Annotated in this window: 18 protein-coding genes and 3 pseudogenes; 10 read left to right on the top strand and 11 right to left on the bottom strand. The window is 52.1% G+C overall.

Features of this window, described 5'->3' with window-relative positions:
- Positions 1-14 precede the first annotated feature (14 nt).
- The 6 genes and pseudogenes from D4100_RS04685 (at position 15) to D4100_RS04715 (ending at position 5,522) form a co-directional block, all read left to right on the top strand.
- On the top strand, positions 15-521 hold the full coding sequence (locus D4100_RS04685) for a phage regulatory CII family protein (RefSeq protein ID WP_119803301.1): 507 nt from the start codon (positions 15-17) through the stop codon (positions 519-521).
- Positions 448-1,911, top strand: a pseudogene (locus D4100_RS04690) (replication endonuclease); the annotation flags it as partial. The gene D4100_RS04685 and the pseudogene D4100_RS04690, both read left to right, overlap by 74 nt.
- A 185-nt stretch (positions 1,912-2,096) precedes the next feature.
- Positions 2,097-2,282 carry a hypothetical protein gene (locus tag D4100_RS04695; RefSeq protein ID WP_119803305.1) on the top strand — a complete coding sequence of 62 codons (186 nt, stop codon included), beginning with the start codon at positions 2,097-2,099 and terminating at the stop codon, positions 2,280-2,282.
- Between the two features lie 328 nt (positions 2,283-2,610).
- Positions 2,611-2,880: a multidrug ABC transporter ATPase gene (locus D4100_RS04705; protein WP_244941633.1), complete on the top strand. Its 270-nt coding sequence runs from the start codon at positions 2,611-2,613 to the stop codon at positions 2,878-2,880.
- Positions 2,880-3,713 (top strand): hypothetical protein, encoded by an 834-nt coding sequence (locus tag D4100_RS04710; RefSeq protein WP_119803309.1) that lies wholly within the window; start codon positions 2,880-2,882, stop codon positions 3,711-3,713. Before D4100_RS04705 ends, D4100_RS04710 begins: the two co-directional genes overlap by 1 nt.
- A gap of 222 nt (positions 3,714-3,935) precedes the next feature.
- Positions 3,936-5,522: a DUF262 domain-containing protein gene (locus D4100_RS04715; protein ID WP_244941634.1), complete on the top strand. Its 1,587-nt coding sequence runs from the start codon at positions 3,936-3,938 to the stop codon at positions 5,520-5,522.
- A gap of 96 nt (positions 5,523-5,618) precedes the next feature.
- Here D4100_RS04715 and D4100_RS25890 read toward each other — a convergent pair.
- Positions 5,619-5,759 (bottom strand): annotated as a pseudogene (locus tag D4100_RS25890) (phage portal protein); the annotation flags it as partial.
- 63 nt (positions 5,760-5,822) lie between these two features.
- Between D4100_RS25890 and D4100_RS04725 the strand changes: the two are divergent.
- Positions 5,823-6,548, top strand: a pseudogene (locus tag D4100_RS04725) (phage integrase); the annotation flags it as partial.
- A gap of 283 nt (positions 6,549-6,831) precedes the next feature.
- On the opposite strand, the gene D4100_RS04730 reads toward D4100_RS04725, so the two are convergent.
- The 4 genes from D4100_RS04730 to ftnA form a co-directional block, all read right to left on the bottom strand.
- On the bottom strand, positions 6,832-7,173 hold the full coding sequence (locus D4100_RS04730) for a YebY family protein (protein WP_004943126.1): 342 nt from the start codon (positions 7,171-7,173) through the stop codon (positions 6,832-6,834).
- 69 nt (positions 7,174-7,242) lie between these two features.
- On the bottom strand, positions 7,243-8,124 hold the full coding sequence (gene copD / locus D4100_RS04735) for a copper homeostasis membrane protein CopD (RefSeq protein WP_119803313.1): 882 nt from the start codon (positions 8,122-8,124) through the stop codon (positions 7,243-7,245).
- 2 nt (positions 8,125-8,126) lie between these two features.
- The gene (gene yobA, locus D4100_RS04740) at positions 8,127-8,510 is read right to left on the bottom strand and encodes a CopC domain-containing protein YobA (protein WP_065506134.1); all 384 of its coding nucleotides are present in this window, start codon (positions 8,508-8,510) and stop codon (positions 8,127-8,129) included.
- 306 nt (positions 8,511-8,816) lie between these two features.
- Positions 8,817-9,335: a non-heme ferritin gene (gene ftnA / locus D4100_RS04745; RefSeq protein WP_004943119.1), complete on the bottom strand. Its 519-nt coding sequence runs from the start codon at positions 9,333-9,335 to the stop codon at positions 8,817-8,819.
- Positions 9,336-9,708: 373 nt separating this feature from the next.
- Here ftnA and D4100_RS04750 point away from each other — a divergent pair, with 373 nt between their 5' ends.
- Positions 9,709-9,939 (top strand): DNA polymerase III subunit theta, encoded by a 231-nt coding sequence (locus D4100_RS04750; RefSeq protein WP_004943118.1) that lies wholly within the window; start codon positions 9,709-9,711, stop codon positions 9,937-9,939.
- 29 nt (positions 9,940-9,968) lie between these two features.
- On the opposite strand, the gene pip is transcribed toward D4100_RS04750, so the two are convergent.
- Together pip and dksA are read right to left on the bottom strand one after the other, a co-directional pair.
- A complete protein-coding gene (pip, locus tag D4100_RS04755) occupies positions 9,969-10,922 on the bottom strand; it encodes a prolyl aminopeptidase (RefSeq protein WP_119803315.1) in 954 nt (317 codons plus the stop codon).
- Between the two features lie 159 nt (positions 10,923-11,081).
- Complete coding sequence (gene dksA, locus D4100_RS04760; protein WP_006317268.1) at positions 11,082-11,507, bottom strand: RNA polymerase-binding protein DksA; 426 nt, start codon at positions 11,505-11,507, stop codon at positions 11,082-11,084.
- A gap of 376 nt (positions 11,508-11,883) precedes the next feature.
- On the opposite strand from dksA, the gene D4100_RS04765 reads away from it, so the two are divergent.
- Together D4100_RS04765 and exoX are read left to right on the top strand one after the other, a co-directional pair.
- On the top strand, positions 11,884-12,630 hold the full coding sequence (locus tag D4100_RS04765) for a carbon-nitrogen hydrolase family protein (RefSeq protein WP_119803317.1): 747 nt from the start codon (positions 11,884-11,886) through the stop codon (positions 12,628-12,630).
- 26 nt (positions 12,631-12,656) lie between these two features.
- Complete coding sequence (gene exoX / locus D4100_RS04770; RefSeq protein WP_006317271.1) at positions 12,657-13,325, top strand: exodeoxyribonuclease X; 669 nt, start codon at positions 12,657-12,659, stop codon at positions 13,323-13,325.
- A 33-nt stretch (positions 13,326-13,358) separates the two neighbouring features.
- Here exoX and D4100_RS04775 read toward each other — a convergent pair whose 3' ends face one another.
- The 4 genes from D4100_RS04775 to D4100_RS04790 all read right to left on the bottom strand — a co-directional run bounded on the left by D4100_RS04775 (position 13,359) and on the right by D4100_RS04790 (position 17,640).
- Entirely contained in the window at positions 13,359-15,392 is a 2,034-nt protein-coding gene (locus D4100_RS04775; protein WP_119803319.1) for a S9 family peptidase, read from the bottom strand.
- A gap of 68 nt (positions 15,393-15,460) precedes the next feature.
- Positions 15,461-16,114 carry a tellurite resistance TerB family protein gene (locus D4100_RS04780; protein ID WP_119803321.1) on the bottom strand — a complete coding sequence of 218 codons (654 nt, stop codon included), beginning with the start codon at positions 16,112-16,114 and terminating at the stop codon, positions 15,461-15,463.
- A 168-nt stretch (positions 16,115-16,282) separates the two neighbouring features.
- The gene (locus D4100_RS04785) at positions 16,283-16,861 is read right to left on the bottom strand and encodes a TorD/DmsD family molecular chaperone (protein ID WP_006317276.1); all 579 of its coding nucleotides are present in this window, start codon (positions 16,859-16,861) and stop codon (positions 16,283-16,285) included.
- Positions 16,862-16,902: 41 nt separating this feature from the next.
- A complete protein-coding gene (locus D4100_RS04790) occupies positions 16,903-17,640 on the bottom strand; it encodes a phosphatase (RefSeq protein WP_006317285.1) in 738 nt (245 codons plus the stop codon).
- Positions 17,641-17,650 lie beyond the last annotated feature (10 nt).

Below are 17,650 nucleotides of genomic sequence, written 5' to 3' on the forward strand. Positions count from 1 at the left end.
TGAAGGGCTAAACCATGTTTGATTATCAAGTCTCTAAACAGGCGCACTACGAAGAAGCCTGCCGCCGATTCGCGACAAAGCACAACATCAAGCAGCTGAGCGCTGATGCTGGCATGTCGGCGCAGGTACTGCGCAATAAGCTGAATCCTGACCAGCCTCACCGCCTGACGGTTGAGGAATTGCTGTCGCTGACCGACCTCACCGAAGACCCGACGCTGATCGATGGGATGCTGGCGCAGTTGCACTGCCAGCCGTGCGTACCGATAAATGAACTCTCCAGCGGCAAAGTCGCGGCGTATGTGCTGAATGCCACATCCGAAATCGGCAAGGTTGCTGCCGAGGCGGTTGCAGATGGCGCCATGACCGCCGCGCGCCGCGGTGCGATACGCGAAAGCGTTAATGCCGGCATTCGTTACATGACGCTAGCAGGCCTGGCGATTCAGTCCCGTGGCCGAGGATATCGCCGCGTTTATCGCGCAGGAGTTGGGACTAGTCGCAGAGCAATGTTCCGCCTGCAGTGATTTGAAAGCAATGTGGTTGCTATACCGCCGTGCCGGGATCATCACTCGCGACTTTCGCCAACTGCCGCCGCTGTGGGAGAAACTGAATAAACGCTTTTTCAGCGAAGAAGATGCCGGCCCTGCCGTATCCCGGATGTTGTCGCCGCAATGGTGGCTCAACCGTCTGCGCCGCACCTCTGCAGAATGGCGCGAGCACTTGAATATTGCGCTGGCCAACGTCAGTAAAAAAACCAACCCATACGCCAGCAAGACGGCGATCACCGAGTGGCGCGAGCAGAAGCGACGCACCCGTGAGTTTTTAAAGGGGATGGAGCTCGAAGACGAAGCCGGCAACCGTATAAGCCTGATCGATAAATATGATGGCAGCGTTGCGAATCCCGCGATCCGCCGCAGTGAATTGATGGTGCGCATCCGCGGCTTCGAGAATATCTGTAACGATATGGGTTACATCGGCGAGTTCTACACCATAACGGCCCCATCAAAATTTCATGCCACCAACAAACACGGCCATCGTAATCGGAAATGGAACGGCGCCAGCCCGGCCGAGACACAGGGTTATCTGAGGTCGGTATGGTCAAAGATTCGCGCGAAACTCCACCGCGAAGATTTACGCATTTTCGGGATCAGGGTTGCCGAGCCTCACCACGACGGCACGCCACACTGGCACATGCTGATGTTTATGCAGCCTGAAGATGTTGGCCAGATACGTGAAATCATGCGCGATTACGCAACGCAGGAAGATGCTCGGGAATTGAGTTCTGCTAAGGCCCGTAAGGCACGCTTCCATGCTGAAGAGATCGATCCTGACCAGGGCAGCGCCACCGGGTATGTTGCGAAATACATTTCGAAAAATATCGACGGCTATCAGTTGGATGGTGAACTGGACGACGAAAGCGGGAAGCCGCTCAAGGAAACCGTCGCCGCAGTGTCTGCCTGGGCCGCTCGCTGGCGTGTTCGTCAGTTTCAATTCATTGGTGGCGCTCCGGTAACCGTATACCGCGAGTTGCGCCGGATGGCCGACCATGAGGCCGCAATTGGCCTTAGCGTAGAGTTTGCCGCAGTCCACGACGCCGCCGACGTCGGCAATTGGGCGGAATATATCAACGCCCAAGGCGGGCCGTTTGTTAAGCGCGATGATCTGGTTGTCCGTACCTATTACGAGGCCGCGGAGGAAACCAACGGATATGGCGAAGACGTGATCCGCGTGCGTGGTGTTTTCTCCCCGCCAGTTGGCCAGGACGTGCCAATCATCACCCGCGTAATCCAATGGAAAATTGTGCCGAAGAAAGCACCGGTTTTGGGTGTTGACCTTCAGGGCGCACCTGCGCCCTCTCGGAGTTCTGTCAATAACTGTACGGGGGATCCTGGTGGGAGTATGGCCCCGCCGGATATGATGGCCAGCCCTAGCCAAAAGTGCTGGGCTTTTTATTTGTGGTTGGCACAACAGGGTAAAAATAGCTAAGTGATGGAAATGCATGCGAATGAAATAAATTCACTAACAATGAGTCTTGACGAGGTTCCTGAAAACATTCACCATAATACTGTATATACATACAGTACCATCTGGAGGCAGTGATGGAATCACTTGAAAAACAAAAACAAACTTTAACGCGCGTTCGATTCATTGCAGAGCTTGCCCTTATCGCCCCACGGCATGCTTCTGATTTAAAACTAGCCTTGGGCATGATCATCGATCTGTCCAGCGAGGTTCTACCAGAACAAGACTACGACGGAATTTTTTACAACGCAGGCGAGGGCTAAGTTATGGCGCGGCGTGGAGACGAAGCTTGGGCTTTTCAACTGGCCAGAAAAAGAAAACCAACCGGAAGATGGACCGTTGCGGTTGTCGATTTTTTGAGGGAGTTGCAAAAGGTCGGTTTTGACTGGTCACCGAGGCAGGCTAACGATTACATCAACTACTACCAGGACGCTTGGCGCGTTCTAGACGAAGGTGAATATGGGTTAAACACCTACTATAAATACAATATGAATCATTGATGAAGTTGCCGAAAAGGCTTGCAATACTCAATGAAGTCGACTTAAGTTAAGTCAGTGCAACGAATAGCCGATTTACCTGTCTGAAGAGTAAATGGCTATTTTTCTTGTAGGAGCACTGCGCAATCTGTATAATGTTGCGCCATTTAAGGAGGGGGTTATGACAACGCTAGCGGCACTGAGGCTCGGCAACCCAACAGAAAGGCTTGCTAAAATCCTCAAGGAAAACAAAGAAAAGCTCAACTTGAGCAAAGATGGATTCGTTTCTGTCGACCTTTCTAATGAAGAAACAATCAAGGCCATTAATGACCAGATGGATAAGCTGGCAACGATTAAAGTACAAAAATACAACAGAAGAAGATAATGGCAACAATTCTGCTTTCAGTGATATTGGTAAGTGGGTTTATTTTTGTAAACCTTTCATTATCAACAAGATATAGATATAAGCGTTCCAATGGCTGGGACGCTTATTTTTTTGTCGCTGCTTGGGGAATTGTGTTCTTCCTAGTCGGCGGTTTCTTATGCTTCATCTTGAACGCCACCGGTGTATTCCGCTGGGTAGCCAAGATCTTACACCTCACCACAGACAGTTTTAATGGCGTTGTTTCAACAACAACAGATAAGGCTCAGAGGAATAACGAGATCAAGCAAATGGCCTGGGTTGTGATATCTATATCACTCTCCGCGCTCTGTGGTTGGTGGAGTAAAAGGAAAACGTCAAAAGGGGATCGGCGATGGGATGCTTTGGCAAAAGCCGTTGGTAATAATTCGTTCGAAGCAATGCTTATGGAGGCTTCCGCCCGTCAGTTCCCAATCATTATTACCCTATCCTCCCGTAAGATTTACGTAGGTTTAGTAACCTGCCCCGCTCTTGAGCACGGCATGTCAGATCATCTGGAAATTCTGCCGATGCTTAGTGGCCACCGTCACAAAGATGATCTGACCATCAATATCACAACAAACTATCACGCTCATTATTTAGAAAGCGGTGTAATTGGTGGTTTGTCACACTTGAACATTAGTGACTTTAGGGTTCTCGTACCGAAAGATGAGGTTGAAACTTTGTCATTTTTCGATACTGAAACCTACAACAAATTCAAGCAGGACGAAGAGCGAGATCGGCAAAATTGCAAATCCCTTGGCCGAACTCCGCGCACTACTTCCAGAACTCAGCGAGCGACTAAGCAAGACAGCTGACGAATCCGCGTAATGCATGTCTATGCTGCATGAATCCGCACGATCAAAAAAGGATCTAAAACAGCCGGGCGCACCAGTAATGGCGCGCCCTTCTGCTATTCGGGCACCTGCATGAAAACCCATACAAAAAGCGGGCAGGCGTGGCGGGGCTACGATTGCGCGCCACAGTGATTTATGCGATTTTATAAGCTTATCTTATCTCTGCACACAGAAAGGAAGTTTATGATGGAACAACAAGCTGCTATAAAAAAGAAAATAGACTCTGGAAACACCCGATTAGCCTCCCTACTAGATGACGTCACTCGAGGGCAGATTAAAATCCCGGCATTTCAACGAGACTTTGTTTGGACTGATGAGCAAATATTAGGCCTAATTGATTCAATATATAGTGGATATCCGGTGGGATCATTATTATTGTGGTCAACAAAAATACCGTTAAAATATGAGAGGAATGTTGGGGGGTATGAACTTCCAGAGGTAAAAGAAGATTACCCTGTTGACTACGTTCTAGATGGGCAGCAAAGGCTAACGACTTTATATGGTGTTTTTAACGCTGACAAACCGACAAGGAATAAAGAATTATCATCAAGGTTTGACATCCATTATGTCCCAGCCCAAGATAAATTCTATAATAAAGAAAGTAAGCCAGGGGATGTTAATAGTGTTGGTTTATACAATATCCTTGATACCACAAAGCTTATTGCTGAATTAGCAAAATTTAACGCTCATGAGATAGGCATGATAACAAGATTAGTGGATAAATTTAAAGATTATGAATTCCCTGTAGTAACGATTAAAGAGAGAACCAATCAAGAAGTTTGTAGGATATTTCAACGTATAAACTCATCAGGTACTCGACTCAGTACCATAGAACTTTTAACAGCTTGGACTTGGTCAGAGAAATTTAATTTAAGGAATGAAATTGACACTATAAAAGACAGTCTATCAGCAAAAGGATACGATCAAGTTGATGAAACTCTTTTAATGCGATGCTTGACATCCATAATAAATAATCAAATCGATTCAGATTCCTTGATAGATGTAAACCCTGATGATTTAGTCACTGCCATGGCCAGTCTTAAGAAAGGTATCGAACATACAATCGATTTTCTGGAAAGAGATTTAAAGATTCAAAACTCATCATTCTTGCCATTCCCAATCATGCTTGTCCCTTTGGTGTATTTCTTCTCTAAATGTGATAGGCCAACAGGTCATCAATACAGTTCAATTAAACGATGGTTCTGGTGTTGTGGCTTATCCCAGAGATATAAAGCAGGTACCAACACCTATGTAATGGAAGATATACAGGGTATGGATAACATAATTTCAAACCCAAATCTATACATACAGCCCCCAGTGAAAATAGAAGCCGGATTTTTCAGGAAGGCTTGGCGAAGTAATTCCTCCGCAGCAAAAACAACCATATGTTTATTAGCGCAAATGAATCCAAGGAGTTTCATTACGGGGAAAGTAGTTGATCTCGGGGCGGCTCTTGCTGCATACAATTCTAGACAATTTCATCACATTTACCCGAAATCTTTCCTAGCCAAGAAAGGCATCGGGTTCCATGAATCAAACATAATAGCAAACATTGCATTCCTTACTGCACAGGACAATAATAAAATATCAGACAATGATCCCGCAATTTACTTCCCGACAATACACGAAGCAGAAAGAGATGCGATTTTTAAAGCGGCAATTATTGGTGAGCCCCTCAAAAATGGAGACAAAAGTTATGAGGAATTTATTGATACAAGAGAGAGAGATCTGATTGCCATTGCTAACATGGCAATGACAGGAGTTCTTTAGAATGAATAGGTGCGCCTAACTTTTAGGCGCACCATTTGAAATAAAAATCACCCACCAATATTATGTTTTTGAGTACCACTATATACTTGATAACTATCAGTCCCCTCCTAATTCATAACTTTCAAAACTGATAACCTCTTCCCCTATCCAGTCGTTTAACTCCTGCATCCTCCGCTGCAGCGGTATCAGCTCATTGCGAACAAACACCTCGCTCGCCTCTTTCACGTTGCCGAACCCGGAGATCCGCCCGATGGCTGAAGATTATCATCATGGCGTTCGTGTCCTCGAAATTAACGAGGGTATAGCACCAGCCTTGAAACAAGAAAAGTCAGCACGGGAACGGTTAGCTGTGAACAAGCTTTTTTGCGTGCGGTGTTCAATGAGTTAAAACGACTCGGCGAATGGTCGCTGCCAAATCCATTGGAAAACATCAGAGAGTTTGATCAGCCAGAAAAGGAAATGGCATGGTTGAACAATGAGAAAATAAAAGCACTGATAAACGCCTGCCATACTCATGGCAACCCAGAGTTAACACTCATCGTAAAGATATGCCTATCAACTGGTGCCAGATGGAATGAGGCCGCAAAACTAAGGCCATCGCAGATATCAAAATATAAAATCACGTATACCAACACCAAAGGGAAGAAAAACAGAACTGTACCCATCTCGAAAGAATTATATGACGAGCTCACAATACTGGATGAAAAGGAGTTTGATCCTTGCTACAAGCAATTTTATAGAGTTCTGCGACTGGCGAATATAACCTTGCCAGAAGGACAAATGACGCATGTGCTCCGCCATACCTTTGCTAGCCACTTCATGATGGGTGGGGGGAATATCATAGTCTTGCAGCGCATCCTTGGGCACTCAGATATCAGGGTAACGATGCGCTACGCCCATTTCGCGCCAGACCATTTAGAGGAGGCAATAGCGCTCAACCCACTGACACAGACGTACAAGGACAGTGGCGGCAAAGTGGCGACAGAGGAAGAAAAAGGGTGTAATACGGTAGAACAGGAAGCGTGATAAGTGGTTGTTTTGCTTGTAAGTTACTGTTTTAAAATGATAAACAAAAAAAGACCGAATACGATTCCTATATTCGGTCTAGGGAAATGGCTCTTGGGAGAGAGCCGTGCGCTAAAAGTTGGCATTTTGTGCAGGGCTTGTTCAGCCATGCACTTTAAGAGTAGCTTACCGCGCTAGTTTTGCCAGCCTCGCACACGGGCGGTGATAGTTGCGTTGTGGAATTAACCCCGCGCAATTTTTCAGCACCGGTTAACCTCTGGCTAAGCCTTTGTGGAGCAAGCCATTAGTTCGCGCACAGCTTCTCGGCGCGCTCCCGGTATGGCTCTGTACTCATTTTTTTGCCGGGATTGGCTGCGTCATCCAGCAGGATCACATCCAGCGGCTGGGCGCGCTGCTGCCCCGCTTTCACCTGCGCTTCTGCGGCGGCGTTGAGCGGGTATTGCATCAGCGTGCTGTTGTTAAGCACAAACAGTGCGCCGCCACTGCGGCATTGCAGCGTCACTTCTTCTTTGGTGAACGCCCATTGCTTACCGTATTCCAGCTTGGTGATGTTAACCAGTTGGTCTGCCGCCAGCGCGCCGGTCGCGGTGGCCAGCAGCGTAATGCCAAGTAATACCGATTTCATGTTATGGCCTTAAGGTTGCTATTTGATTCAATTTTCCCGCAGTTTAGGGGCATCCGGCAAGCCGCAATGTTATACCGGCGCATAGGTTGCAAATAAACTGACCAGCAGCAGTACGCAAGCGCCCAGCACAACCTCAATCCAGCAGGCCAGCACCAGCCCGCGCTGTGCCAGCCTGGGTACGCTGCTCATCGCCGGTACGATAGCGTAACGGTTTGCCAGCGCCACCATAACCATCAGCGCCACCAGCGCGGTTTTAAACAACAACAGACGCTGGTATGGCGAAGCCACGTCCAGCGGCCAGTTGCCGAGAATAATCAAACTGTTAATTACGCCGGTCAATATCACCAACGCCACCGCCAGGTGCCCCCAGCGCGAAAAACGTATCAAGGTGCTCACCGCGTCGCTGCGCCACTGCGGTTGAGCGAGATAGCGCAGGCAAATCAACAACGGCAGCAGGCTGCCAAACCAATAACCGGCGGCCAACAGATGCAGCGCATGGTTAAAACGGTGCAGCGCGCCGAGTGCGCCCCCATGCATCGCCGCATGGCCGATAAACGCCATGCTGACCAGCAACAACGTGGAAAGCAGCGCCAAGAGCTGCGCGCGGCGTTGATCCGGCAACCACAGGCTCAATACTGCCAGCAGCGACATCCCCAAATGCCAGCGCCAGACCTCGCCGAAGGTGGTGCCCAGCACCGCCCACCAAATATCGGGTTGCCAGGTGTCGGCCCAGCCATCCCCCATCTGCCCGGCCTGAATAGCCAGCAGCGCCACGGCAGAAAGCCCGGCGAGCCAGGTGCCGGAGACCAGTAAAGGACGCACGTCGCGAGAGAGATACGGGGAAAGGCGCTGCGGCGACAATAAGGCGGTGAACAGGCTGGTGCCAAACATCAGCATCACCGCCGCAAAGTGCGCAAAGCGACACAGAACAAACAGGGTCGCCAGACTCATGCTTAGTTAACGGTGAAGCTGTACTGGCCTTTGGTTTTATGACCGTCGACCGAAACCACATGCCAGCTGACGTTATATTTACCGGCAGCCAGATCATCTTCGATAGGCAAATTGATCTGGGTGTTGTTGTTCGCCTCAATCTGCAATTTACCGGTTTTTACTTTGGCATCGTTCGGGCCGGTAATTTTCACGCCGCTGAAGTTAGGCTCAATGCCTTCGGAAAAATTGAGCGTCAGCACCTTCGGTGCCGGGCTGACGATGGCATCTTCCGCCGGCGTCTGCACTTTCAAATGGGCATGCGCCAGCGCCTGCTGCGAGGACAACCCGACAAACAGCACGAAAATGGTAGAAAACAGGCGATACGAAGAACGAATTTTACCGATCACAGTGATATCCCTTAAAGCAATAATCGAGGGTGATAAGGGTTAAGGCCGGCAGCCGGAACCCACCGCAGATGATTGCGCCACGGGTAAACAGAAGAACAGGAATAACGGCTAACCCGCTGTTTTGACTCTCTACCTTCCCTGTAGCGTATCGAATTAAATGATAACGAGACTCGATCCGTAAGTCGAGCAGAACGCTGGCATTCTGCGATCTGGCAGCACGTATCGCTGCTAACCCATGCTGAATGCAGGGCATAAAAAAACCGCGCACCAGGCAAAGCCCGACGCGCGGTTTTTCAGCGGGGGTTATTAGCCCTGGCCGTTGCCGTTTTCACCGGCTGCACCCATCTTCTTCAGATCTTTATCAATGAAGAACAGAGCCTTGCCGCTATTGCCCACCAGCGCCAGTTTATCCAGCACGGATTTGAACAGTTTCTCTTCTTCATGCTGCTCAGCGACATACCATTGCAGGAAGTTGAAGGTAGAGTAGTCATGAGCGGTCATTGCCGCGTGCGCCAGCTCGTTGATCTGGCGAGTAATCAGTTGCTCATGTTCGTAAGTCTGTTGGAACACGTCCGCCAGGGATTCGAACTCAACCGGCGGTGCGGCGATGGTGCCCAACAGCGGCAGGGAGCCGGTATCGCTCAGATAATCGAACAGACGTTGCATGTGCTGCATCTCTTCCTGAGAATGCTCTTTAAGAAATGCAGCCGCGCCTTCAAAGCCTTTATCGCTGCACCATGCGCTCATTTGCAGGTACATGTTGGCGGAATAAAATTCCAGATTCAGTTGCTCATTCAGCTTTTTGGTCATTTCTTGCGTCAGCATAATTATCCCTTTTATTTGCAGGTGTCGATTTAATTTTTCCGCATTATGCCTTGGCAAGAACAAAATAAAAACACCTGATTTACATTAGACTCAACTTTATTTTTAAGTGCTTTAAAATCAATTTGTTATATTAAAACCAAATTGTTCATCCAAATTATTATGATAATTATTTTCATCTGTATATTTAACCAAAAAGCGAATCATTCTTATTTGATAAAATAAATGGATTGCATTGCCTTCGGCATAATAAATAATCGCTGACGGCCAACGTTATTCCCACCCCCCTGCTCTCCTTGCGCTTCAGGCTTGCCAAGCGCCGCCGTGTGCATTACCTTCTGCGCTGATCCAATGCGGTGACAGTAAGGAGAATACGGTGGGTTACAATCTGGCAGAGCTTTCCAAAGAAGAGATGGACAAAGTAAACGTTGATCTCGCGGCTTCCGGCGTGGCGTTTAAAGAACGCTATAACATGCCGGTGATCCCGGAAATGGTTGAGCGCGAACAGCCGGCGCACCTGCGCGACTATTTCCGCGAACGCGTGGCGTTCTATCGCGTCGAATCACACAAGTATTCGCGCCTGCCGTACGAGCCGAAATCCAGGTAAAAAAACCCGCCGTTATGGCGGGTTTTGCGTCATTTTGCAGCAAACCTGTCGGTGGCCAGCATCAACTGATGCAGGATACCCGGTTCATCGAAGGAGTGCCCGGCCCCCTCGACGATATGCAGCTCCGCCTCCGGCCAGACCTTCGCCAAATCCCAGGCATTTTGCACCTGGCAAGCCATGTCGTAACGGCCATGGATAATCACCGCCGGGATATGGCGAATCAACGAAACGTTGCGCAGCAGCTGGTCGTCGCTGTCCAGGAAGCCCAGATGGGTAAAGTAGTGGTTTTCGATGCGGGCGAACGCCAGCGCAAAGTCATCCTCACCAAAGGAGGCAGACTCGGTGCTTGGCAACAGCGTTACCGTCTCCCCTTCCCACACGCTCCACAGCTTCGCCGCTTCAAGCTGCACTTGCAGATCCTTTGAGGTCAAACGCTGGCGGTAGGCCGCGATCACGTCCTTGCGCTCTTCCTCGGAAAGAATCGACAGCACGCGCTCCCATTTCTCAGGGAAGAAGCGCGAAGCGCCGTCCTGGTAATACCAGCTCAACTCCTGCTTGCGCAGCGTGAAAATGCCGCGCAACACCATTTCGCTAACGCGCTGCGGATGGGTTTGCGCATAGGCCAGCGCCAGCGTCGAGCCCCATGAGCCGCCGAACACCAGCCATTGATCCACCCCGGCCATTTCGCGCAAGCGTTCAATGTCCTGCACCAGATGCCAGGTGGTGTTGTTGTCCAGACTGGCGTGCGGTTTGGAGCGGCCGCAGCCGCGCTGATCGAACAGCAGCACCTTATAGCGCTGCGGATCGAACAGTTGGCGGTGATAGGAGGAAATGCCGCCACCCGGCCCGCCATGAATAAAGACTGCCGGCTTACCCTTCGGGTTGCCGCTCAGCTCCCAGTAGATCCGGTGGCCATCCCCTGTGTCCAGCCAACCGCTGTCATACGCTGCTAACGGCGGGTACAAACCTCGTAATTGTTCCATGGCGCTTCCGTCTCTCTGTGGTCGTACCCTCATAAAAGCCGAAGCGGCCCATCAGGTCAACGGTAAAACCCGAAAACTCCTACACTCTCCAACAAGTTAACGTGCGTTTGCTTAAAATGGCTGCAAAATACCCTTTGCTCCATGCAGCCAATCTGCGCATCAACCTCTTTTGCGCAAGTGCGGCTCGCGCATTTCCTGAGCTGTTTTCGCTTCAATGCTCAGTTCCGCCGTTGGCCGCAATAGCAGACGTGCCAGGCCAATAGGCTCTCCGGTTTCCAGGCAGTAGCCATATTCGCCGTTGTAAAGCCGGGTCAGCGCTGCGGCGATCTTCGGCAGCAAGCGGCTTTCACGATCCAACTGGCGGAACAATAATCGCAGGTCTTCTTCTCGCGCGGCTTTATCCGCTTCGTCACCGGTCAACTCCCCGCCGTCGATGTCACGTTTCAACGCATCGATGTGCTGCAGCAATTTTTGCTGCTCCTCCAGCAAGCATTGGCGAAAAAATGCCTGCTGTGCCGGGTTCATATAATCAGACTCCGGCATGGCCAGGAGCTGCTGTGGGTTTAACAAGGAAATAACGGTCATTGCGCTCTCCGGTGATAATTTATTTGTTATATTATAACATATCAATCCAATTAAGCAGCCGTTCATAAAAAACAAAATACTCACGCTTAACAAGCAATTGACTAAAACATACGTTTTCATGCTTGCAACCAAGCGGTGTAAGGTGGTTAATGGCTTAGCAAACCACCCACCCATAGGTAACTGAGAGGCCATCATGAGTAAGGGAATGGATAGCAAGAAAAATGCGAAGAAGAAGCCGTTGAAAACCCCTGCAGAAAAACGTGCAGGCAAGCGCGCCAAAAAAGGGCAAACGTCCGGCGAGTAAGCGAACTTCTAACCGTAATTAAACCCGCCGAGGCGGGTTTTTTGTTGCCTGAAATTACCGGAGTGAATACCGATGCCTCGCTTGATTATCGCTGCCGCTCAGTACCACGCGGTGGCGGCTGATATTGAACGCAATTTGAACCACCATCTGAGATTTATCCGCCAGGCCGCTGCACAACATGTGCAGTTGCTGATTTTTCCTGAACTTTCGCTGACCGGTTACGAGCTCAATGCTGCCAGTCGTTTAGCCCTTACGCTTGACGACCCGCGTTTGCAGCCGCTAGCCGATGCGGCTAAGCAACAACAGATGACGCTTGTTGTCGGCGCTCCGCTCAATGATGGCACTGAGTTGTTTATAGGCGCACTCACGTTCCGCCCCGACGGCAACCGAAATGCCTACACCAAACAACATCTGCACGGTGCGGAAAAAGAGATATTCTGTCCCGGCAATGGCGGCGCACTGTTGACGGTGAGCCAACGACGGATCGCCCTGGCGATTTGCGCTGACACCGCGCACCCAGAACATGTTGCCGATGCCGCAATAGCCGGTGCTGAGATCTACGCCGCCGGCGTGTTGGTTTCTCAAGCCGGTTACTCCATCGACAGCTCTAACTTGGCGAGTTATGCGCAACGACATGGCGTGGTCACCTTGATGGCTAACCATGCCGGCCCTACCGGTGGCTGGGTCCCGGCCGGCAGAAGCGCAATATGGGATGAAACAGGTCAACAGGTGGCCAGCGTACCAGATAGCAGTCAAGGGTTGCTGATCGCAGAAAACCGCCCCAGCGGTTGGCACGGGCACTACTGCCGGTTAAGCTAACGTTGTGTAGTGACCCTGAGGAAACCATGATTTTACGCGTAATTGACACTGAAACCTGCGGGCTGGACGGCGGCGTGGTAGAAGTCGCCTCCATTGACCTGATCGACGGTCAAATCGCCAACCCGATGAGCGATTTGGTCAGCCCCGATCGGCCCATTGGCATTGAAGCGATGGCTATCCACCATATCACCGAACAGATGGTCGAGGGTAAGCCGCGCATCGCGGTAGCGATCGGCCGCTATCTGGGCAGCCCCTACTATGTGGCGCACAATGCGGCTTTCGATCGCGGCGTGCTGCCGGAAATGCGCGGTGCCTGGATATGCACCATGAAGCTGGCGCGCACTCTGTACCCGGACATCAAATATGGCAACCAGTATCTGCGCTATGCGCTGAATCTTGAGGTGCAATTGCCGCAAGACACCACGCTGTACCCACACCGGGCGCTGTACGATTGCTATGTCACCGCCGCACTGCTGCAACGCATCATCAAGGATTCAGGTTGGACGCCGGAACAAATGGCGCAAATCACCGAACAGCCGGTGTTGCTGAAGAAGTTCAAATTCGGCAAGTATCGCGGGCAGGAAATTGATCGCATTGCGCAGGAGGATCCCGGCTATCTGCGCTGGATGTTGAAGTCCATTGAAGATCTCAGCCCGGACATGAAGCACACGCTGAAATACTATCTGATTGGTTGAAAAAGCGGGCAGCAACCGCCGCCCGCCTGCAGATTACTCCGCCAGCGCCAAAATAAAGGCGTATTCCAGCGCAATGTCCTCATAGGCTTTGAAACGCCCGGACTTGCCGCCGTGGCCGGAATCCATATCGGTATACAGCAGCAGCTGACGATCGTCGGTTTTCAGCTCGCGCAGCTTCGCCACCCACTTGGCCGGTTCCCAGTACTGTACCTGCGAATCGTGCAGCCCGGTGGTCACCAGCATATGCGGGTAATCTTGCGCTTTCACCTGATCGTACGGGCTGTATTGTTTGATGTAATCGTAATACGCCTGATCGTTCGGGTTGCCCCATTCGTCGTATTCGCCGGTGGTCAGCGGGATAGACTCATCCAGCATGGTGGTGACCACATCGACAAAAGGCACCTGCGCCACGATGCCGTTAAACAGCTGCGGCGCCTGATTGATCACCGTCCCCATCAGCAGGCCGCCGGCGCTACCGCCCATGGCGAAGACCCGTTTGGCATCGCCATAACCCTGCGCGACCAGCGTTTCGGTCACGTCGATAAAATCGTTGAAGGTATTTTGCTTCTTGAACAGCTTGCCGTCCTCATACCACAGCTGCCCCAGCTCGCCGCCACCGCGAATGTGCGCCAGAACGAAGACAAAACCGCGATCCAGCAGGCTCAAGCGGCTGGCGCTGAAGGCCGGATCCATGCTGCTGCCGTAAGAGCCGTAACCGTAAACCATCAACGGGTTGCTGCCCCGAATGAAACGATCCTGGCGATAAACCAGCGAGACCGGCACCTCGACGCCATCACGCGCCTTTACCCATACCCGCTCGCTGCGGTAATTTTCCGGTGTGAAGTTTTTCACTTCCTGCTGCTTGAGCATCATGCGCTCGCCGCTGTCGAGATTAAGCTCATACAGCGTGGTCGGCGTGGTCATCGAAGAGTAGCCGTAGCGCAGCAGTTCGGTTTCCGGCTCCGGATTGTAGGCCAGCCAGGTGGTATAGGTCGGATCGTCAAAAGCGATGCGCTTCACTTCACCGCTCTGCCAGTGGATCTGGCGCAACTGAGTCAGGCCTTCACTGCGCTCCTCCACCACCAGCCAGTCACGGAACAGGCTGAAGCCCTCCAGCATCACCTCGACACGTGGAGCGATAAGCTCCTGCCACTGCGCCTCATCGGCCAGCTCGCTCTGATACAGGCCAAAGTTCTTGCCGTCCTTGTTGGAACGGATATAGAAATGCTGATGATAATGATCGATGCCGTATTCATGATCCTTGCGGCGCGGCACAAACATCTGCGGCGTGCTGTCGGCGCGGTCGGCATCCAGCAGCAGAATCTCCGAGGTAGTGGTACTGCTCAGGTGGATCAGAATAAAACGTTCGGAGGTGGTTTTTTCCAGCCCCACGTAGAAAGTGTCGTCCTGCTCTTCGTAGATCAGTTCGTCGTGCTGCGGATCTGTGCCCACCACGTGGCGATACACCTGATAGGGCAGCAGCGTCTTGGCGTGTTTGCGCACGTAATAAACGGTGGCAGAGTCGTTCGCCCATTCGAAGCTGCCGGAGGTGTTTTCCAGCACTTCGTCGGCCCAACTGTCGTCGCTCAGATTTTTAAAGCGAATGTCATACTGGCGGCGTGACAGGAAATCCTCCGCTACCGCCAGTTTCTGGTTGTCGGGGCTGACTTCCAACCCACCGAGAGTGTAAAACTCGCGCTTTTCAGCGCGCTGATTGCCGTCGATCAGCGTATCCCAGCGTTCATTTTCTGCCTGCGGCTGACGAACATAAATCGCGTATTCGTTGCCCGGCTCAAAACGGGTCTGATAACGGTAACCCTGCCTGACATAAGGCACCGAGTGCTCCTGCTGGGGAATACGCGCCACCATCTCTTCATACAGCGTTTCACGCAGCGCCTGCTGCGGTTTCAGCATCGCGTCGGTAAAGGCGTTTTCAGCCTGCAGATAGTCCAGCACCTGAGGATCTGCGCGCTCGTCGTCGCGCAGCCAATAGTAGTCATCCACGCGCGTGTCGCCGTGGGTGGTGATAGGATAAGGCCGTTTTTCTGCCTTAGGGGGTGTCATCATTGCTAAATCATCCGCTTACCTTGATTAAGGCAAGAGTGACACGATTCCCCCCGGCTTGCCAAGCGGCGCTACGCCAGCTCGCGTTTTTTCTCGTTGACGTCGTTCTCAATGCCCTGCTTGACGTCCGCAGGGATCTTCAATGACTGCGCCAACGCATCGAGATAGCCACGTTCCATAAAGTGATCGACGTCGATCACCATGCAACTGAGGTAATACACCTCAAGCGCTTCATCTTCGTTTTTCACGCTCTGGGCGATCAGATCCGGGTTTAACGGCTGGTCGATCGCCTCCTGCACCCATTTTTGCGCTTCCTCGCCCACCTGCAGTTGTTCCAGGCTGTGGTCGATGGCGCGTTTTTCTTCCGCATCGATATGGCCGTCGCTCTTGGCGGCAAACACCAGCGCCTGCACCAACCGTTTGGCGCGCAGATCCACCGGCGTGGCCTGCAGACCGTACTGCGGTTCGTCCTGATGAGTTTCTTTCACCCGCTGCTTGTATTTATTCCACAACACGGCGCCAACGGCTGCGCTGCCGCCGATAATCAAGGCGTTTTTGCCGAACTTGCCCACCAGCTTGCGCGAAGACTTGTTTGCCAGCAAAACGCCCACCAGCCCCCCCAACGCGGTCGGGGCCAGCAGTTTGCCAATGCCTTCCGCCCCACCGATGGAACCGGCCTTTTGCCCAATCATCGATTGAATCTGCTGCATCCAGTTATTTTTCATGCTCTACCCTTTGCGTGAGAAAACGAGGCGCGCAGGCACGAAAAAGCCAACCGCCGATGAACTGTCAGAGTAGGGGATTTTTTGTCAACTTACGTATGGGGGATGAAAACCTGTGTTTAACGCGGAGAAAACGATGACGGGCCATGCAGGCCCGCCATTTTCAGTGCTTCAGCCTTCTTCGCCCGGCTGTTCTTCGTCCTGCTCATACTCCGCCAGTTCGTCACGCATCGCCTGGATAGACTCACGGGCCAGCAGCGCCAACGTACGGTAAAAACCGGTGGTGGCGTGCGCTTCCACTTTACCGAGGAAACGGCCGCACCAAGGCAACAGGTATTCGTCAAACAGGGTGATTTGCGCCTGCACTTCGTCTTCCTGCGATTGATCTTCCAGCCAGGAGGCAGCCAGCAGCAGAGAGCCGAAGTGATCGGCCGGCGCTTCGCCAAGCGGCATGCCGCGTTGCTGCAGGAAAGTGCGGACTTCCGCCTCCGTTGCCCCTTCCACATAAGCGGAACGGAACGGCGACACGCTGCATTCGCTGCCGACAAACATCGCGTTGAAATCGGCGGAAAGCAGGTTCACATCGCACCCCTGCTGCAAGCGCGCCAGCAGTTCGTCCTGCTCCAGCGGCCAGTGTTGCTGCAGCTTACCCTCTTTAATCAGCGTAAACAGCGGCACCAACAGCGGATCTTGCGGCTGACGGTAAAACAGCGTACCCAGCACGCGGCAAACAACGGAAAACTCATTCATGATAATGCCTTATACAATACGGAAAATTTGCCGGGACGATGTCACAAATCGGCCAATTCCGCAATCGCCGGCTTGCCGCGCCGCTCGAGAAAGTCCAGCAAGCGCCGTGGGCTGACGTTGAGGATCCGTGCCTGCGGGAATTCCACTTCAGCGATGATGCGCTCACAGTGCTCGAAGCCACCGAGTGAGAAAGCGATATGCGAATCCGAACCCAGCGCCAACCAACCGCCAGCATCACGCACCGCGGCGGCAATCGCCCGGCAATTATCCTCGCTGCCCTTGCGTGAATGGGTGAATGACGAGTTATTCAGCTCCAGCGCCACTTCATACTGCGCAGCCGCTGCGGCGACCGCCGCGATGTCGATCGGATACCTCGGGTTGCCGGGGTGGCTGATAATGTGCACATCCCCTTGCGCCATCGCGGCAATCATCGCTTCGGTATTGGCCGCCTTGTCTTGCGGCGCAAACACCGGCTCGTGGAAACCGGCGATAATCACGTCGACTTCGTTCAACATCGGCCCGGTGCAGTCGATATCGCCCTGCAGGTTTTTGATGTTGGCCTCGATACCGCGCAGGATCCCTACGCCATCCACCAGGCGCGGCCAGACGCGCATGTTCATAAAGTGCCAGTAATGCGGCGCATCGGCCATATCCGGGCCGTGATCGGTGATGGCGAACAGTTTGATGCCCTTTTGATGGGCTTCGACGATGTAATCATGCAGCGTGCTGTAGGCGTGGGTGCTGGCAACGGTGTGCATATGCAAATCAACAGGGTACATTATTTCTCCT

Origin of the sequence: Serratia inhibens (assembly GCF_003591175.1) — a bacterium.
Classification (GTDB): Bacteria; Pseudomonadota; Gammaproteobacteria; order Enterobacterales; family Enterobacteriaceae; genus Serratia; species Serratia inhibens.